Source organism: Chryseobacterium sp. C3, from assembly GCF_014218905.1.
GTDB classification, from domain to species: Bacteria; Bacteroidota; Bacteroidia; order Flavobacteriales; family Weeksellaceae; genus Chryseobacterium; species Chryseobacterium mucoviscidosis.
This window is the reverse complement of the sequence record NZ_JACLCU010000003.1, coordinates 195,518-213,100: the sequence shown is the minus strand read 5'-3', so window position 1 is coordinate 213,100 and position 17,583 is coordinate 195,518. Positions and strand designations below refer to the sequence as shown.

The window sequence follows — 17,583 nt, the reverse complement described above, 5'->3', positions numbered from 1 at the left end:
ATTTTCATATGGTCTCGTATTTATACTATATAATTTTTTAGTTTGAATAGTTTGAATGGATATTGTGTCCTTTGCAAGAAATAATTAAAAATGACATGAGTAGATTGATAATAGTTTTTCATAATATGTTTGGTTAAAAAGAGTCCGCCCTTTTTAGATAGCCTCCTGCTAATACTTTTTGAAAACTTTCTCAGTCTTTATTTTTTATAAAATCCAGAATTTCATGATAGTTATATTCTTCGATTCGCTTTTGAAAACTTCCATCAGGCTTAATAACAATATAATTTCCATGATCAAAAGGATATTTAAAAAATAAATCTTTTATCTTTCCTTCTTTATCTTCGTAAGCATTTCTTACATCGCTCTGATACCCTTTTTCTGTCATGAAAATATTGAAAACATTCTTATTTTTACGGAAAAAATTTGTGTAGGGTCTTTGTGAAGACTGATGAGCAACAATTTCTTGAGCTTCATTTATAGGTTTAAAAAAATAACAGATTGCAATAGTATACTCTTCATCTATTCCTGCATTAGTAATCTTATTAATATAGTCTATGGCTTCTTTGTGTGCTTCTTTGGATATTACACCTTTTTCCAAAGCTCGAAAAATAATTGCTACTTCTGTATTTGCATTTTTAAGATCTGAAAAATATCTTTTTAAATAACCTGTTTTCCAGCCAGATTCTCTTTTGTCAAACTCTGATTTTGAAATCTCCTGTTGATTTTCATCAAAATAATAGGTTTTGGGCTTTTGTGAAAAGCTCATAAATGCAATCAGTAGTATTAAAATAATTGATATTTTTTTCATAATTTATTTGAAAAACAAAGCCTCCGAAGAGGCTTACCTTTATTGTTTGGTGAAAATCAAATTTTCTGTTTCAGGAAGATAAATTGCTGTCTCTATTGGATTAAGACAATTTACACTGTTTATTGCCGTACTATTTGGATAGTATGACCAAGAGATTTGAGAGTTATTTATTTTCTTAATGTCTATACTTCCCCAACCAATACCACAACCTGCACCAGTGTAATAAAATTTTGCAATATTTTGGGATGGCATTATAAATGTGTTTGCTATAAAATGTCTATTATCATTGTTGTTATCAACAGTATTTTGAATTGTATTGCCTGATGAATCCTTAATAATAAATTTTATTAATAATGCATCTTTAAAATAGTGAGATATTGTAGTTCCATTACGAGTAAATTGTCTTTTAATATTTTTTGATATATAAAGTGTCACCTCATTACCATTATAAGTTGATTTAAAAATACCTGTAAAAGGATTTAACTCATTATTATAATCTTTTATATATGAATTGTCTGGTATATCTGAAGGAAATGTATTTAATGGATATTCTTGAGCTTTACAGAAAAGCATAACAAATATTAATGAATATGTTACTAATATTTTCAATACTATTGTTTTGTAAAAATTAAATTTTCTGTTTCAGGCAAATAAATGTTATAATCCAGATTTGGAGGACAGGTAATATCATTTCGAGTAGTAGTTCCTGGATAATAGCTCCAATAAAATTGTGTATTATTTATCTTTTTTAATATAATTTCACCAATTCCAACACTACAATTTCCTCCAGCGAATAGCAAATTTACTATGTCTCCATTAGATTCGGTACCAGAGCTTTCTATTAAAAGCTTGACGTCATTTTGATCAGTAAAACTTCTATTTAAGGTTGTCTGTAATACAGATTCATTTATATCTTTAATTTCATACCTTATAATTAATTGGTCTTGAAAATAATTTTTATCAAGCATTTCAAAAGGTCTATGTAATGCTTTTGTAATTTTTAAAATCATTGTTTTATTTTGAAAGTTTGCTTTCCAATTTCCAACGTAAAAATCTAATTCATTATTTATATCTTTAAAATATGAATTAATCGGAGAATTAACAACTGAACCATTTAATGGTAAAACTTGTTGAGATTTACAGGTTGTTAATAATAATATAAATAGTATTGCTAAAATATTTTTCATGCCTTTTTTAATTTTAATTATTACACGGAACTGGTATTATAGTACCATCAGAATTTTGAGTTACAGTTGTAATATTGTTTGTTAAATTATCTATTTTTTGTAATATTATTTTAGAATTTAATCCCATTTTTTTAATAGTATCAAAAAAAATTACTTCTAGTCCTTTGGTATTAATTACTTTTTTTCCATTGATATTATCATAATAATCATTTTCTTTAATCAGCTTTTGTTGAAGTCTCCACATTTGAATATTCCAAACATCTTTATCAGTTTCACTATAACTTCCAGAAGGTGGTAGATCAGCATGACTTCCGTTGAAGTATATTACATAATGTATACCATTGGGGGCAACTAAACCTGAAAATGCATTTCCCGCATTTCCTATACTTTGATATCGGGCAATCTCAATCAGAGTAGCAATATCAGTAGCTGAAAAAATATCAACTTTTGTTCCTGTATGATTGTGGTAAGTACCATTTATGAGAGAGGGATCTCCTACTGTAACACTATGTTCACTATTATTGGAAGTTTCCGTAGGATTTCCCACTTTATTAAATTTCCATCCCTTTTCGCCACCTGCGCGCGCTGCTAAGGTGGTTTTTCAAGTTGCTAACAACTGCCTGTACATCGGGTTTTGTAAGCAAGTTCTTTGTTTTCTCGCAGGGCGTTTTAGGATTCTGCGGATTCGGGTTTCCACCTCCTCCCGGATAAGGATAAATAGTATCACCAGGTCCCGACTCATTGCCGTCTCCATCGGTTTGTTCAGGAGGGCAGGTAATGATATAATTGGTCTCCCAATATCCCGCGTTAGATCCATATTCGTCTGCAGGATACCACATAGATACGGCGGTTACTTTACATTCTGCAAGTCCTTTTCCTGTGGGATTACTATAAGGCTCCTGCTTTACAGGCTCTCTTTTTTCGGATAAAAGGTAATTCTGGAAAAATTTAATATGTTCACGATCATTATCGTATAAAAAACGAACATAGTTTCCTTTTCGGGGAACCTGTAGACATGTAATAACGGTTTTTCCATCCGCTACAGGAACAATAAGGAAACTTTCGTCCATCGTCCCCATCGTCATGGCATAATCCCAAAGAGGGGTTCCTGTAGTTTTTTTAATCGCTTCTTCATTTTCAAAATAGATGTCCATTACATTTTTAATGTACTTTTCATCTTCTTTAAAAACACTTTTAGAATGGTATTCTCTGGATGCAGGATCGGAAGAAGAATAGATCTCATCGTGCACACAGGAGTGCAGGAGAAAAAGAAACACTGCCATGAAAGACAGCCACGAAATCATTTTTTTCGTCATGGTCATTTTGTTTTTTTATGGGTTAAATATAATTCTTTTTATTATAAGATGCATTTTTTTGTTTTGGTTGCACCAGATATATTAAAAAAATCGATCTATATGTGTTCAACGGCAAAACTAAAGTATTATTTTCCTCTTGCCTACAACAAAAGTTTTAAAATCCACCACAAAAGTTTTAATTTTGAAATATAAAAAACAGTAAATTAGCTGAAAATTGTTAGAATATGTCTTTAGGAACCAAACTCAGGGAGTTGAGAATAGGAAGAAATTTGTCGCAGACACAGGTAGCCATGGAGCTTGATGTTTCGCAGACTGCAGACTGCAAATGGGAAAGCGACCAGACCAAACCGGGAATTGACAATCTGCTGAAAATCTCTGAATTCTATGAAACGGATATTTATAATCTAATGAAAGACGAAGGATATGTTCAGGTAAATAATAATAATGACCAAACAAATGATAGTGGGAGCGGAATGATTCAAAATCAGACCAATAATTATAATGCTTCAGAAAAACTCATTGAGCAATACGAAGAACGCATCAAAGAGCTTCAGGAAAGAAATCAGGAGCTGAAAGACCAGATCGACTTCTGGAAAAGTAAAGGAGAAAGCAAAGCGTAGTCTTTTTTCCGAAAGTTTACTGCGGCAGACAGCCACGCTCCGGAGCAATCCGAAAACCCGCTGCGCCCTGCACGGAGCTTTCGGAAGCATCCGAAAACCTCCTGCACTGTGCAGGGAACTTTCGGGAACCCCCGAAAAAATAAATCTGCCCCCTCAGCAGATTTTACGATAAAGAACAATATTTTATCTTAATAAAAATAAATACAAATGAATTCTATTGACCTTCCAAAACTAAGGAATGCAGAATACCTGCAATATGCCAAAGATTTTACCGCTATTATTAACCTTAATAATCCTGCTGGCTTACAGATAGATACCAAGCTTTCTGTTTTTACATCCAAAATTGCAGAGCTGGAAGCACTCTTCAAAAAAGCACTTGCCAGTGAAACTACCGCAGAAATTATGCTGCTGGACGAGAGGAGGGATAACGCTATCATAGGAATAAACTATTTTCTGCAATCGCAGTCTTACCATTATGAAGCAGATAAAAAGCAGAAAGCCAGACTGCTTCTTGATAATATGGCACTGTACGGAAGCGGTATTGCACGACTCAATTATCAGGCAGAAACAGCTACTCTTAATAACATGATCCGGGATTGGGAGAGTAAACCGGAGCTTACCGATGCTGTTGCATTCTTTTCCCTTTCAGCATGGGTGAATGAGCTGAAAACAGCTAATGAGTTCTTCAATACAAAGTATCTTGCCCGTACACAGGAATACGGAGACGCCAGTCCTGAAACCATTAAAGGAAAAAGAGAAGAAACCAATGCGGCATATTATGCTTTAAGAGACAGGATCGATGCGCTTCATCTTTTGGTAGAAACTCCGCCATCGCCATATACTAGGGTCATTAATCAGCTCAATGCGCTTATAGACCAGTACAATATACTTCTTGTGAACAGAAAAGAAACCGGAGCGGTACCCCAAAAAAATGAAAATCCTCCTTTACAATAATTTTAGCCCGTCTATACCGACGGGTTTTTTATTGAGAAAACATATCCTTATCTTTACGTTGTATTAAACTTTAAACTAATTTCAGAATTAACCACAAAACGCACAGAAGACAATGTTAAAGCGATTTTCTATAATAATGAAAGCGCTAAAAAGGATAAAAATCAAAGATTTTTAAAAACTATGGTAAGTTTTTCATTGATAATCATCAGCTTTAAATAAAAAGTTCAGTCATCTTTTGTCACTTTTGCGGTTAAATAAAAAGTTTAAACAGATTTAATATGTACTAAAAGAAGTTGATATAAACAATACATTAAATTTTGAACCAAAATATTCCATTAGCTGAAAAATTAAGACCCAAAACACTGGATGATGTTCTCGGGCAGGAACATTTAACCGGAGAAAAAGGCACGATCCGGAAAATGCTGGAAAACAATTCCCTGAATTCTCTTATTTTCTGGGGACCTCCCGGAACCGGAAAAACCACTCTGGCGGAAATCATTTCTGAAAAGTCGGGAAGGAAATTCTATAAACTTTCTGCGGTTTCTTCGGGAGTGAAAGATGTAAGAGATGTAATTGAAGACGCCAAAAAGCAGAATCTTTTTTCCGGAAAATCGCCGATTTTGTTTATTGATGAAATTCACCGTTTCAATAAATCTCAGCAGGATTCTCTTCTGCATGCCGTAGAAAAAGGCTGGATTGTTCTGATTGGTGCCACAACCGAAAACCCGAGCTTTGAAGTGGTTTCGGCTTTGCTTTCCAGAAGTCAGGTCTACGTTTTAAAAGCATTAACTTATGAAAAACTGGAAGAACTGATTGATACAGCTTCCGAAAAATTCAATCAGGATGAAAAAACATCGTTCAAAATCACTGAAAAAGAAGCTTTTATCCAATATTCGGGAGGCGATGCAAGAAAGCTGATTAATTCTGTGGAGTTGGTTTTAAATCAATATAAAAATTCCAGAAAATCAGAAATTAAAAATGAAGATGTGCTTGAAGTTTTGCAGGAAACGATGGCGCTTTACGATAAAAACGGAGAACAGCATTATGATATAATTTCGGCTTTCATTAAATCCATGCGCGGAAGCGATCCGAACGGTGCGGTGTATTGGCTGGCAAGAATGATTGCAGGAGGAGAAGACATTAAATTCATTGCAAGAAGAATGCTGATTCTGGCTTCCGAAGATATCGGTCTTGCCAATCCGAATGCATTGGTAATCGCCAACAACTGTTTTCAGGCAGTGAACGTGATCGGAAATCCTGAAGCACGAATTATCCTTAGTGAAACGGCGGTTTATCTTGCGGTTTCGCCAAAGAGCAATTCAACGTACATGGCGATTAATGAAGCTTTGGCATTGGTTAAAAAAACGGGAAATCTTCCTGTTCCTTTACACTTAAGAAATGCGCCTACGAAATTGATGAAAGATCTGGATTACGGAAAGGAGTACAAGTATGCGCATTCTTATGAAGGCAACTTTGTAGATCAGAGTTTTCTGCCGGAAGAAATTAAAGAGGTAAAATTGTACGAACCGGGAAACAACGCCACCGAAAAGAAGATCTACGAAGAATTAAAGAAAAAATGGAACAATAAATACTGAAACTATTCATTAACCGCAAAAGAGACAAAAGACAAACATCATAAATAACCTCAGTTCGGGATAATAAATAAATTTAAAAAAATTGATTTATAGCATTGTATTAATTTATCGCAAAGAAAAACAAAAGATTTTTTTACTTATTGAAAGTTGGTAAGCTAAACAAAGGCACTTCGTTTATTTAGAAAACACAAAAATGGTATTACTTTGATAAGTTTTACGCCTTTGTATATCTTAAAAGTTGAATTCTTGATAATTGAATCTTTTTGTTTAACCTTGCGGTTAAGAAGACTTATCCTAAACTCAGGTTAAATAAGGTTTAATGGTCAAAAATAGTTGGTGAAATTCTTCGCAACGCTTATTATTACTAATGATACAGTAAGTTTATTGAACTTTGTTTCAATAAACTTTTTTTGTAGCTGAAAATTCAAAAAATATCGTTGTTGGAGTTTCAAAAAGTATGGATGTGATTTTTTTGGGAAAGCAAAACAGTAAGCGTCGTTCGTAAAAGGTTTTTAAGCCATAGTGCTGTTCCAATAATTTGAAAAAAAAGGATGGCAAAAGCCATCCTCTAAACTATTGTTTACAGCGTTGATTGTATTGCTGATGAGTTGCTCCTCAGCATTGCTCATTTCCTCTTCCAATCAACAGCCAAATATTACGAATTATTTTTGTGAAAAACACCAACTATTTTTGACCACATTACCTTAAATAATAAGAATATTTAAAGTTCTCAAAAGAAAAGCTTTAAGCAATATTACTGAAAAAGGATGCTCAAATTGGGCATCCTTTTCTTTAAATATGATCTGAGAAATTACTTTTTAGAAGTCGTTACCGATACCATTTTCTTACCGTTGTTAGTAACAACCTGCGCATTATTGATGATGTCTCCGTATACCATCGTTTTTGTATTGGTAAACTCATATCCGTCAATAAGTACCGGTGTATCTGCAGGAAGCCCGAACTGCGCATTCAGTTCGTTTACAGGCATTCTGTCTAATACAGGCTGATTGCTTTTCAGCTTGTATTCTACCAATCCGTTATCTGCAATATAATCGAATTTTTTAAGGTTTTGCGGAAGTTCTGTTGAAGATTTGTAAGCTTTAGAGCTTTGTACAGAACTTTTATAATGAGTATTAAACATATCTACCGTTCCTACAATATCATTTGCCACTGCAAATTTTGTAGCTGTATTCTTCTGAGCAAACAGCGTAGCAGAAGATAATAATAAAAAAGAGTAGAGAATTTTTTTCATAATGTTTCTTGAATAAATGACTATTAAAAACTTGATAAATATAGGTATTTTTTACAAAATGTAAATAAAAATTCATAATATTTTAACGATTGTTTATCGATAAAAGTTTTTGTAAAACTATAAATTTTCAGTTTCCGGCTTATCTTCTTTCGTTTCCACCAGATTTTTAATGATTTTCTTAAGCCTTTGAAATAGAAATGAACTTAATAATAATATGACGCCCAGAATGATAAAAGCTATAATTCTGGATACATTATCCATTTCCCACACATCATACAGATACAGTTTCAGGATGGTAACGGCAACCAGTGCAAAACCGATTTTGCTGTATTCTGAAATATTATTCTTCAATCCTCTGTAAATAAAAATACAGGAAAGAACCGCCCAGATAATCGGAAGATAAAGAAGACCGAAATGTTTTCTTAAAGCTTGGATATCTGATGTTTTTTCGGCATTCAGCAAAATATAAATGTTGTACAATTCGAAGCTTAATGCAGTGATAACAGCAAGAGAAATCATCCAGTAAGATAATTTTGCAGTTAAGAAGTGAGATCGTGGCAACACTTTCACCATAATATAAATGAATGGAACCCAATAGAGAAGATAAAGTCCGTAAAAGCCAGACGATATTTTATGCAGCAAAAAATTGGAGACAATTCCCGGACCTGAAATTACTGTATCCAATATAATCAATACACAGAAAAGATAAATAAGATTGGTTTCCGCAGGTTTCGGGATTTCCAGTTTTTTCCTGAACAGTAGAATTGCAAAAATATAATACAGCGTAAAAATCATTCCGACACTGAAGATTACAATCCACGGCTGCGCTGAAATATGATACATGATTTCCAGCAGAATCGCAAAATAGATCACGCTGTAGCTTAATATCGAAAATAAATATTCAAAGAAATCATTAATTTTTTCGTCGTGATCGGGATGTTTTCTCAGTAGAAATAAATTGAAAAATGTAGTAACCAACGTCACGGAACTTGTAAGAAATACAGGATTGAAAACAATATTCAGGCTTTTTGCATCGATATATTCTGTCCAGGTGATAATCTGTGCAATGATGACCAAAGGAAAGAGAACATTAAAACATTTTCTGAAAATTTCAAGGTTGGTTTTCTTCCATATATAGAGAAGAAGCGTTGCTTCAATAGCCCAAACACTCGTAATGAGATGGGTTTTGAACTGCAATGCAACAGCTAATGTTAAAAGACTCACTGTAATGGCTGCAAAAACAGAGTAGTTAATTCCAAAATTCTTTTGAGAATATTCCCTGAACAGTAAAGTGGAATTCACCAAAGCAAAAATCAGCGGAAAAATAATTACCGGTTCATAGTCAAGCTGATCAAAAATATAAGCGAGTCCGATGATGTTGGTAAAGTTAATTAGAACAAGCATCAGAATATCGGATGAAGACATAACTTCTTTCCTGAAGTAATTTTTTAAGGCAAAAAAATAGAAAATAAGGTATCCGGAAATATAAAAATAAATGCTTAAAAGCTGTGTGGTCTCAAAAGTCCAGTACAAAAGATAAACATAAGTAAAGATAAAAGCGATCCATCCGATACTCTTCCAGTTTTTAAGAAAAGCAACGGCAAGCATTCCAAGATTAAGAACGGTAATGTAGGTAAACAGAAACAGATAGTTGCTGTGTCCGGAACTTACCATTAATGGAGCTAAAAATCCTCCGAATAAAGAAAAGATAATAAGAATTTCACTTTTATAATAGTAGGAGAGTGCGATGCAGATTAAAGTAATAAGGCAGGTAACGGAAAAAGCAATATTCTGCGAAAATAAATGATATTCCCGAAAAGCAATGGTTGCGGTAAAGTATAAAACGGCAATCCCGCCTCCGGTAATGATAGATGAAAAGACCGAATAGTTTTTCCTCAAAAAATGACCAAGCGAAATGATGACAGCTCCTAAAAAGAATCCGATTCCCACTCTCAGCGTTTCTCCGATCCAGTTTTTATCAATCGCATATTTTACGAAATAGCCGATTCCTAAAACCAATGTAAAGATCCCGATAATCGTTAAAGCATTTTGTTTCAGAAATTCGAAAATGATATTCATCCAGTCCTTTCCTTCCAGTTCAGGAATAATATCCTGCTCTGCATGAAGTGTAGGTTCTGCATTCTGTACAGCCAAAGAAATTTTCTGGTGGTTTTCTTCTTCTTTTTTTACTTCTGGCTTTTCAGCATTTAATTTTGAACTCAATTCCGAAACTTTTTCCTCCAGTCTGCTGATTTTGCTGTTCAGATGAGTAAAGATGATCAGAATACATAAAATGAGGAGAATAACGATCGAATAAATCATTTTTAGACTTTTGGTTATATCAAATATAACAATAAACTTAATACCATATAATTAATCCGCCGTAAGTTGCTGTACGGCGGATTAATTCTAAAGTAATATTTGAACTATAAAAAAATTAATTGGATACTTTATAAATATAGAATGAACCAGTGCTTGAACCTAATAAACCTAAATCCAGCAAAGAATTATTTGTAAGTCCGAAAGATATTTTGTCTCCTGCCTGAAGAGGGTATAAAGAATTAATGCTTCCTTCAGAAATTGTTAAGCTCACCAATCCCAGATTGATCCCGCTGAATTCTCTAGTATCGATAATTGTTCCTGTTCCGGCTCTGTTTCTTAAAATCGCAATACTTGGAGGTGTGGTAAGTACTCCGGACTGAAGCCCCGTTCCGTATCTGAAAGTAAAGCCAATGGCATAGATTCCTGCAGATGGAGCAGTATAACTACCATCGGAATCTGAGAAAAGAGATGAGGTTCCCGTTGTTTTTTCTGCCACTAAAAAGTTAACCGGTCTGAAACCGTTAGGCAGGATTCCGATATTAATAAGAGTAATTCCTGAAGTTTTTTTCGCTGAATATACCGAAGTATTTATTCCCGAATTAATAACATAATCTGAAATAACCTGTGGGGAAACCTGTACGACCTGAGCGTCTCCACCGGTATTCTGATTGACAGCAAGAACCTGATAACCCGGAAGAGTGGGAGCAGCAGGTGTTTGTCTGATTTTCATTGTTCCGTTAACATCAAGACTAGCCTGAGGATTCGGAGTACCAATACCAACCCATCCACTTTGAGAAAAAGCTAAAGTTGACATCGTCGCTAAAAGTAAGCTGTAGATTTTAGTTTTCATGCTATAAAATTTAAATTAGTTAATGGTTTTAGTCTCAGTTAGTTATTTTCAATTTACATCAAATAGTATGCAATAAATATGTTAAATTTTATTTTTTTTCAACAATTGATGAAAAATTATTAAAAACGCATTTATAACCCTGTTGTATTGCTTTTTTTGAAGATAAATTTCAATTATATTACATTATGAAAAATATGAAAATCAATATTTTATGAACATAATTATAGTAAAGTTAGTTTTTTTTCTGCTTACAACCAAAAATAACTTATTAAATCTCTTTAATATGAAATATTTTAAAAAAATTACAAATATGTACTTATAAATTAACTCGTTAGAATATATTCTCTGTAATTTCCTAAGAAATCTACCTCTACATTCAGTGCTTTAAGCTCTTCCAAAGCGTTTTTGTAAAGTGCTGATTCCCAGATTCCGGATACATTGATGTAAAAAAAGTAATTTCCCAGACCTGTTTTCAGCGTTCTGGATTCTATCTTGCTGAGGTTCATCTTTCTCCATGCAAAAACAGACAACACCTGATGAAGACCTCCCGCATGATCTTCCGGAAGGGTAATCAGCAATCCGGATTTTTCTCCTAAAATTTCCAAATCTTTATTGTCATAAGTTTCCTGCTTTTTTGAAATAACAATAAATCTCGTATGGTTTTGTTCAAAATCCTGTATGTTCCGGTGGATAATTTTCAGACCGTATAAATTGGCTGCAAACTGATTCGCGACCGCGGCAAGATTTCTGTCCGGATGTTCAGAAACGTGTTTTGCAGCAGCAGCAGTGGAAGAAAACTCCTGTTTCGGGATTTCCTTACATGTTTTATCCAGAAAATGAAAACTCTGCGCTAAAGCCTGCGGATGAGAATATATTTTTTCAATATCTGCTTCATCACAGTTAGGATGAATCATCAGATGATGCGCAATAGGCATTACGGCTTCAGCCTGTATTTTTATATCCGGTGTTTTGTAAAGATAATCCAGCGTCATGGAAACCGTTCCTTCGATGGAGTTTTCCAGCGGAACAACGGCTTTTTCAACCTCTCCGGCTTCTACCGCAGTAAAGCAGTCTAAAATATTGGTTTGTGGTAAAAGTTCTTCATTCGGGAAAAGCTGGGTGGCAGCAAGCTGTGTAAAACTTGCCTGCGGTCCCAAAAATGCAATCTTCATTATATCTCTGTTATTATTTATTTAAATATAGCGAAATTTATATAAGCCGCTCAATTTGTACTTTTAAAAGTTTAATCTTCTGTGTATGTGCTTTTGTTTGTGTTATTCCTTCCAGTTCTCCTCAATCAGTTTCATCAGATAATCCGGACACTTCACCACTTTGTTGGTTTTGGCATCCAAAAAGAATAGAGTAGTAGAAGCTTCTGTGATCTTTATATTTTCTTCGTTGAAGATTTCATATTCAAATTCAATTCTCACTCCCGGAATTTTTTTTACGTACGTATGAATTTCTAATTTTTCATCATAAAAAGCAGGTCGTAAATACTTAATTTTATACTCGGAAACAGGCAGCCAAATTCCTTGATTTTCAATCTCATTATAAGACATTCCTATGCTTCGGAAAAGCTCCACTCTTCCAATTTCCAGATACTCGGCATAGTTGCCGTAATAAACGTATTTCATAGGGTCTGTTTCTCCGTAACGTACTCTTAATGAGTGTGTTGTATGTATCATCTTAAGCTTCTTTATATACATACAAATATATTTTTAAATAATCAATATCCACAATATTTTTTTTTAAGATAAAAAAATTAGACCTTTGTCGTCCTTCCAAAAAGTACTAACAACTAAGAATTAATCGGGGCATCAATTATGGATGAAAATTTAATGATGATATGGCAGAAGTGCCTTCAGTTCATGCGCGATAATCTCAACGCAGCTGAAGATAATTCTGATCTGAAAAAACTTGAAAAATCTTTCGATTTACTATTCGATAAGGTTCAGCCGATCTCATTGGTTGAAAACAACCTTACGCTTATGGTACCGAGTGATTTTTACAAGGAATATATTGAGGATAATTACCTGTCCCTGCTTTCGGCTGCCCTGAAGAAAAATATAGGAAAAGGAGTGAAATTATGGTATTCTGTAATGGAAAACAAACCTGCCGGTTTGGAAAGACCCGTTACCATGAATATGAAAGGTAAATCCGTACCTACTCCGAAAGTGCAGGAAACAATGCCGCAAGGTTTTTCTGCCAATATCGTGAATCCATTTGTGGTTCCGGGAATCCGAAAAGTAAATATTGATTCCAACTTAAAATCTGACTTCTCTTTCGATAATTATGTAGAAGGAGAAAGCAATAAATTTGCAGCTACCGTTGCAAGATCTATCGCTAAAAGACCGGGTGCAACGGCATTCAACCCATTATTTTTATACGGTGGTTACGGTGTAGGTAAAACACACTTAGGACAGGCTGTAGGTCTGGAAGTAAAAAGCCAGTTTCCGGATAAAGTAGTATTATATCTTTCTTCCGAAAAATTCATTCAGCAGTTTATTTCGGCGGCAAAAGCACATAAGCAGACTGAATTTGCGAATTTCTACCAGATGGTTGATGTTTTAATCATTGATGATATTCAGTTCCTTTCCGGAAAATCTGCAACACAGGACAGCTTCTTCCACATTTTCGATCATTTGCATCAGAACGGAAAACAGATTATCCTTACTTCAGATAAAGCTCCGGCAGACATTCTGGATATTCAGGACAGGATTGTTTCCCGATTCAAATGGGGACTTTCTGCAGAGATCAAATCTCCGGATATTTCAACAAGAAAGCAGATCATCATCGATAAATTAAGCAGAGACGGAATCGTTCTTCCGGATGATATGCTGGATTTCCTTGCTGCGGAAGCAAAAACAAACGTAAGAGAGCTTATCGGAATCATCAATTCGGTTATTGCTTACTCTACCATTTATAAGCAGGATCTGAGCTTAACTTTACTGAAGGATACCATTAATAAGATTGCATCCAACCAGAAAAAAGTCATCAATATTCCTTACATTCAGGAAGTGGTTTGCGATTATTTCGGAATCAAAAAAGAACAGCTTTTATCCAAAACAAGAAAAAGAGAAATTGCACTTCCAAGACAATTGGCGATGTATTTTTCTAAAGAGCTAACCAATGCTACTTTCACAAAGATCGGTGAGGAAATGGGCGGAAAAGACCATTCTACGGTAATGTACGCTTGTGATACCATCAAAGATGTTTCCAAGATAGACAAAGAAGTTAAAAAGTATGTGAAGGAATTGGGAGAGAGAATTAAACAGTAAGAAATAATTTAATTTGAATACAGAAAATGGAGAATAATTTTATTCTTCATTTTTTATTTAGTTTTGTTACCTGAAACATTAAAAACTGAGACTGAGATGAAAATATTAATGGTATGTCTAGGAAACATTTGCAGAAGTCCTTTAGCAGAAGGAATTATGAAAGCAAAGGCTCCTGAAAATTTTGTAATAGATTCTGCCGGAACCATTTCCATGCACGAAGGAAATCATCCCGACAAAAGAGCCATTAAAACCGCTTCAAACCACGGAATAGATATTTCGAAACAGAGATCAAGACCGATAACGTCTGCAGATTTTGAAACATTTGATAAAATTTACTGCATGGATGTCGATGTTTTGGCAGATGTGGTTTCCAAAGCTAAAAATGAAGAACAGCGGAAAAAAGTTTCGTTGTTTCTTGAAGTTTTAGGCGATCATGAAAATGCTGAGGTTCCCGATCCATATTGGGGAGATATGCAGGAATTTGAAGACGTCTATCATTTGCTGGATCGTGGCTGCGATGCTGTTTTAAATAAAATTTCAAAATAATTATGAAAAAATTTTTCGTCCTTTTTCTTTTTTGCAGCAGTTTTGCTTTTGCCCAGACAAAAGATGAAATCGCCATCCGTACCATGATGGATGATTTTATGAACTGCATTAAAACCAGAGATGAGGCAAAGTTTGTATCGCTTTTTCAGGATCCGGTTCTCTGGACGGGAGTGTATACAGATCGTACCTTTAAAAAAGTTGTAACAGAATATCCCGACGAAAAAATTTATTTTACAGATAATTACAAAGCCTTCATTAAAAGTTTTAAAGACAATAAATCGGAAGAAAAATTCGATAACGTAAAAATTATTCAGGACGGATCCATTGCTTCCGCTAATTTCGATTACAGTTTCTGGCATGACGGCAAAATGCTGAACTGGGGAAAAGAAATCTGGACGCTGATGAAAACCGACGGTAAATGGAAAATTACTTCCGTTTCTTTTTCCATGGATCTTACAAAATATTACCCACAACCTTCTTTAAAAGAAAGAACAAAAAAATAAAATCATGCTTTTTTTACTTCCTGCTTATCTTTCGGAAAACACCTCTATTACGCATTTTTCACCAGTGATTAAAGAGTATATTATGCAGACCGATTACTTCTTCGTGGAAAATGAAAAAACCGCCAGAAAAGTGGTTAAATTTTTTGCTCCCGAAAAAAAACAGTCGGATCTGAAACTTTTTTTGCTGGATAAATACACAGAAAATGCAGATATTAAAGAAGCGCAGCAACTGATGCTAAAAGGTCAGGATTTCGGCTTGCTTTCTGAAGCGGGACTTCCGTGCATTGCAGATCCGGGAAATCTGATGGTGAAATGGTGTCATGAGAAAAACATCCGCGTTATCCCGATTTCAGGACCTTCATCGATTATTTTAGCGCTAATTTCCAGTGGCTTTAACGGTCAGGAATTCACCTTCAACGGCTATCTTCCGATTGATAAAAGTGAAAAGAAGAAGCAGATTCTTCAGCTAGAAAGTCTGGTTCAGAAGACAGGATATTCGCAGATTTTTATGGAAACCCCTTACAGAAACAACGCGCTTTTTGAAGATCTGACTAAGTTTTTATCACCAAACACAAAGCTTTGCATCGCCGCCAACATTAACGATCCTGAACAGGAATTTATTAAAACAAAAACCATAAAAGAGTGGCAGAAGCAGAAACCGGAACTCCATAAAATTCCGGCGGTGTTTGTTTTGGGAAAATAGAAGGTTTTGTAATCTCCCGCAGATTTTACTGATCATGCAGATTTTTTTAGTGCAAATTTAATCTGCTTAATCTGCAAAATCTGCGGGAGAGATAATTATAACTTATTGACCACTCTTTTAATTCCATCTAAAATATTCGTTGTATTAAAATTAATCAATAATCCGAGTCTTTTATCTGAAAGTTTCAAATAAGTCTGCAATTGCTTGTAATGAATTTCTTCAAGATTTTTTACAGATTTTAAGCTTAAAAGCGGTAAGTATTTGTAAACTTTTCGTTAAAATTTAGCACTAGAATTAATTAAGGATAAGTAAAAATCTTTTAATAAATATTCAAAACAGATGAAGATAATTTATGAATTTCTATTTTTAGCCTGATCACAAATGGGAAGATTGAATTTATTTTATATTTTTAATGAATGAAAAAGAGTCTTTTAGCTATCGTTTTTTTACCGTTTATGATGTTTGGTCAGGAAATTCCGAAACTTACCGATGAAATGGCAGTCAGATTATCTGAAAAGCCGCTTCATTGTATCAATCAGGAATATCCGAACAAAACGGCGCATATCATCAATAACGAAAAAGAAGTTCCTTTAAGTCCTAAAGATCTTCATCCCAGTTTTTATGGCTGTTTTGACTGGCACAGTTCTGTTCACGGACACTGGATGCTGCTTCGGCTGCTGAAAACAAAACCGAATCTTTCGGTGGCAAAAGACATTGAAAATATTCTCGACAATTCATTTAAAAAAGAAAATTTACAGACCGAAGCCGATTATTTCACCAAATATCAGCTAACCGGAACATTCGAAAGAACGTACGGATGGGCTTGGTTATTAAAATTAGACGAAGAACTGACAACATGGAATCATCCCAAAGCAAAAATATGGCATGAGAATCTAAAGCCTCTTACCGATAAAATTTTAGCTTCTTGGAAGACTTTTTTACCCAAACAAACCTATCCTAACAGAACGGGAGTTCATCCCAATACTGCTTTTGCAATGGTTTTTGCACTCGATTGGGCAAGAGCGACTGGAGATAAAGATTTTGAAAATCAGCTTATTGAAAAAGCGAAATATTTTTATCTGAAAAATACAAAAACACCCGCTTATCTAGAACCGGACGGATCGGATTTCTTTTCGCCAAGTCTGGAAATTGCAGATCTCATGCGACGCGTTTTACCCCAAAAAGAATTTGTCGTATGGTTAAATAATTTCTATGAAAAGCGAAGCCTGGAAAATATTGAAAAAATTCCTGTGGTGAGTGATCTTTCAGATTATCAGACGGTTCATTTGGTTGGTTTATCTTTTTCTAAAGCGTGGTGCATGAAAGGAATTGCTAAATCACTTCCCGCAAGTCATCCTTTGAAACAGAAATTTGAAAAAACAGCCAAAGTATTTTTAAACAACGGATTGCCATTGCTTTTTCAGGGAAATTACGGGGGAGATCATTGGTTGGCAAGTTTTGCCGTTTATGCTCTGGAAGATTAATAAGGATAGAAGTTTGATGCCGGAAGAGGGAAGCTTTATATGCGCGACTTCAACGGTTGAAATAATTCTTGCTGGAAACACCATAAAGTAAGAGGGAAGTTGTATAGCCTGAAAACCAACTTCCATCTTCAATCATCCGTTTCAGTTATCGATCATCAATCATCA

The 17,583-nt window shown here is 34.5% G+C and carries 18 protein-coding genes and 1 pseudogene; 8 read left to right on the top strand and 11 right to left on the bottom strand.

From position 1 onward, the window contains the following. Positions 1-190: 190 nt before the first annotated feature. Genes H6W53_RS08150 through H6W53_RS08130 form a run of 5 tightly spaced genes read right to left on the bottom strand, consistent with a single transcriptional unit; the run spans position 191 to position 3,311 of the window. On the bottom strand, positions 191-808 hold the full coding sequence (locus H6W53_RS08150; protein WP_185205950.1) for a hypothetical protein: 618 nt from the start codon (positions 806-808) through the stop codon (positions 191-193). Positions 809-847: 39 nt separating this feature from the next. Then, on the bottom strand, positions 848-1,417 hold the full coding sequence (locus H6W53_RS08145; protein WP_185205948.1) for a DUF6705 family protein: 570 nt from the start codon (positions 1,415-1,417) through the stop codon (positions 848-850). 2 nt (positions 1,418-1,419) lie between these two features. After that, positions 1,420-1,995 carry a DUF6705 family protein gene (locus tag H6W53_RS08140; protein WP_185205946.1) on the bottom strand — a complete coding sequence of 192 codons (576 nt, stop codon included), beginning with the start codon at positions 1,993-1,995 and terminating at the stop codon, positions 1,420-1,422. 13 nt (positions 1,996-2,008) lie between these two features. Further along, a complete protein-coding gene (locus tag H6W53_RS08135; RefSeq protein ID WP_185205944.1) occupies positions 2,009-2,542 on the bottom strand; it encodes a hypothetical protein in 534 nt (177 codons plus the stop codon). 4 nt (positions 2,543-2,546) lie between these two features. Next, the gene (locus tag H6W53_RS08130) at positions 2,547-3,311 is read right to left on the bottom strand and encodes a hypothetical protein (RefSeq protein WP_185205941.1); all 765 of its coding nucleotides are present in this window, start codon (positions 3,309-3,311) and stop codon (positions 2,547-2,549) included. A gap of 224 nt (positions 3,312-3,535) precedes the next feature. Between H6W53_RS08130 and H6W53_RS08125 the strand changes: the two genes are divergently transcribed. The 3 genes from H6W53_RS08125 (at position 3,536) to H6W53_RS08115 (ending at position 6,480) form a co-directional block, all read left to right on the top strand. Further along, a complete protein-coding gene (locus H6W53_RS08125; RefSeq protein ID WP_185205939.1) occupies positions 3,536-3,931 on the top strand; it encodes a helix-turn-helix domain-containing protein in 396 nt (131 codons plus the stop codon). A gap of 207 nt (positions 3,932-4,138) precedes the next feature. Then, positions 4,139-4,885 (top strand): DUF6261 family protein, encoded by a 747-nt coding sequence (locus H6W53_RS08120; RefSeq protein ID WP_185205937.1) that lies wholly within the window; start codon positions 4,139-4,141, stop codon positions 4,883-4,885. Positions 4,886-5,202: 317 nt separating this feature from the next. After that, complete coding sequence (locus tag H6W53_RS08115; RefSeq protein WP_185205935.1) at positions 5,203-6,480, top strand: replication-associated recombination protein A; 1,278 nt, start codon at positions 5,203-5,205, stop codon at positions 6,478-6,480. An 811-nt stretch (positions 6,481-7,291) separates the two neighbouring features. Here the strand turns inward: H6W53_RS08115 and H6W53_RS08110 are convergent. The 5 genes from H6W53_RS08110 to H6W53_RS08090 all read right to left on the bottom strand — a co-directional run bounded on the left by H6W53_RS08110 (position 7,292) and on the right by H6W53_RS08090 (position 12,589). Further along, a complete protein-coding gene (locus tag H6W53_RS08110; RefSeq protein ID WP_185205933.1) occupies positions 7,292-7,732 on the bottom strand; it encodes a hypothetical protein in 441 nt (146 codons plus the stop codon). Between the two features lie 117 nt (positions 7,733-7,849). Beyond that, entirely contained in the window at positions 7,850-10,054 is a 2,205-nt protein-coding gene (locus tag H6W53_RS08105) for a DUF2339 domain-containing protein (RefSeq protein WP_185205931.1), read from the bottom strand. 115 nt (positions 10,055-10,169) lie between these two features. Continuing rightward, positions 10,170-10,904, bottom strand: a complete 735-nt coding sequence (locus H6W53_RS08100; RefSeq protein WP_185205929.1) for a hypothetical protein — start codon at positions 10,902-10,904, stop codon at positions 10,170-10,172. Between the two features lie 323 nt (positions 10,905-11,227). After that, positions 11,228-12,076: a prephenate dehydratase gene (gene pheA / locus H6W53_RS08095; RefSeq protein WP_116098199.1), complete on the bottom strand. Its 849-nt coding sequence runs from the start codon at positions 12,074-12,076 to the stop codon at positions 11,228-11,230. 102 nt (positions 12,077-12,178) lie between these two features. After that, a complete protein-coding gene (locus H6W53_RS08090; RefSeq protein WP_087710920.1) occupies positions 12,179-12,589 on the bottom strand; it encodes an acyl-CoA thioesterase in 411 nt (136 codons plus the stop codon). 138 nt (positions 12,590-12,727) lie between these two features. On the opposite strand from H6W53_RS08090, the gene dnaA reads away from it, so the two are divergent. The 4 genes from dnaA to H6W53_RS08070 all read left to right on the top strand — a co-directional run bounded on the left by dnaA (position 12,728) and on the right by H6W53_RS08070 (position 15,934). Beyond that, positions 12,728-14,182: a chromosomal replication initiator protein DnaA gene (dnaA, locus tag H6W53_RS08085; protein ID WP_076393394.1), complete on the top strand. Its 1,455-nt coding sequence runs from the start codon at positions 12,728-12,730 to the stop codon at positions 14,180-14,182. 96 nt (positions 14,183-14,278) lie between these two features. Further along, positions 14,279-14,728 (top strand): low molecular weight protein-tyrosine-phosphatase, encoded by a 450-nt coding sequence (locus tag H6W53_RS08080; protein WP_185205927.1) that lies wholly within the window; start codon positions 14,279-14,281, stop codon positions 14,726-14,728. A 2-nt stretch (positions 14,729-14,730) separates the two neighbouring features. After that, positions 14,731-15,231 (top strand): nuclear transport factor 2 family protein, encoded by a 501-nt coding sequence (locus tag H6W53_RS08075; RefSeq protein ID WP_185205924.1) that lies wholly within the window; start codon positions 14,731-14,733, stop codon positions 15,229-15,231. 4 nt (positions 15,232-15,235) lie between these two features. Beyond that, positions 15,236-15,934 carry an SAM-dependent methyltransferase gene (locus H6W53_RS08070; protein ID WP_185205922.1) on the top strand — a complete coding sequence of 233 codons (699 nt, stop codon included), beginning with the start codon at positions 15,236-15,238 and terminating at the stop codon, positions 15,932-15,934. Between the two features lie 95 nt (positions 15,935-16,029). On the opposite strand, the pseudogene H6W53_RS08065 reads toward H6W53_RS08070, so the two are convergent. Further along, a pseudogene (locus H6W53_RS08065) lies at positions 16,030-16,170 on the bottom strand (GxxExxY protein); the annotation flags it as partial. A 180-nt stretch (positions 16,171-16,350) separates the two neighbouring features. Here H6W53_RS08065 and H6W53_RS08060 point away from each other — a divergent pair. Then, positions 16,351-17,418: a DUF2891 domain-containing protein gene (locus H6W53_RS08060; protein WP_185205920.1), complete on the top strand. Its 1,068-nt coding sequence runs from the start codon at positions 16,351-16,353 to the stop codon at positions 17,416-17,418. The last annotated feature ends 165 nt before the right edge of the window (positions 17,419-17,583 follow it).

Bases quoted from the DNA above. Each gene is read 5' to 3' on its own strand.
- H6W53_RS08130 (WP_185205941.1), bottom strand. From the start codon at position 3,311: ATGACGAAAAAAATGATTTCGTGGCTGTCTTTCATGGCAGTGTTTCTT.
- H6W53_RS08110 (WP_185205933.1), bottom strand. From the start codon at position 7,732: ATGAAAAAAATTCTCTACTCTTTTTTATTATTATCTTCTGCTACGCTG.
- dnaA (WP_076393394.1), top strand. From the start codon at position 12,728: ATGGATGAAAATTTAATGATGATATGGCAGAAGTGCCTTCAGTTCATG.
- H6W53_RS08070 (WP_185205922.1), top strand. From the start codon at position 15,236: ATGCTTTTTTTACTTCCTGCTTATCTTTCGGAAAACACCTCTATTACG.
- H6W53_RS08080 (WP_185205927.1), top strand. From the start codon at position 14,279: ATGAAAATATTAATGGTATGTCTAGGAAACATTTGCAGAAGTCCTTTA.
- H6W53_RS08125 (WP_185205939.1), top strand. From the start codon at position 3,536: ATGTCTTTAGGAACCAAACTCAGGGAGTTGAGAATAGGAAGAAATTTG.
- H6W53_RS08075 (WP_185205924.1), top strand. From the start codon at position 14,731: ATGAAAAAATTTTTCGTCCTTTTTCTTTTTTGCAGCAGTTTTGCTTTT.
- H6W53_RS08120 (WP_185205937.1), top strand. From the start codon at position 4,139: ATGAATTCTATTGACCTTCCAAAACTAAGGAATGCAGAATACCTGCAA.
- H6W53_RS08150 (WP_185205950.1), bottom strand. From the start codon at position 808: ATGAAAAAAATATCAATTATTTTAATACTACTGATTGCATTTATGAGC.
- H6W53_RS08105 (WP_185205931.1), bottom strand. From the start codon at position 10,054: ATGATTTATTCGATCGTTATTCTCCTCATTTTATGTATTCTGATCATC.
- H6W53_RS08140 (WP_185205946.1), bottom strand. From the start codon at position 1,995: ATGAAAAATATTTTAGCAATACTATTTATATTATTATTAACAACCTGT.
- H6W53_RS08100 (WP_185205929.1), bottom strand. From the start codon at position 10,904: ATGAAAACTAAAATCTACAGCTTACTTTTAGCGACGATGTCAACTTTA.
- H6W53_RS08060 (WP_185205920.1), top strand. From the start codon at position 16,351: ATGAAAAAGAGTCTTTTAGCTATCGTTTTTTTACCGTTTATGATGTTT.
- pheA (WP_116098199.1), bottom strand. From the start codon at position 12,076: ATGAAGATTGCATTTTTGGGACCGCAGGCAAGTTTTACACAGCTTGCT.
- H6W53_RS08090 (WP_087710920.1), bottom strand. From the start codon at position 12,589: ATGATACATACAACACACTCATTAAGAGTACGTTACGGAGAAACAGAC.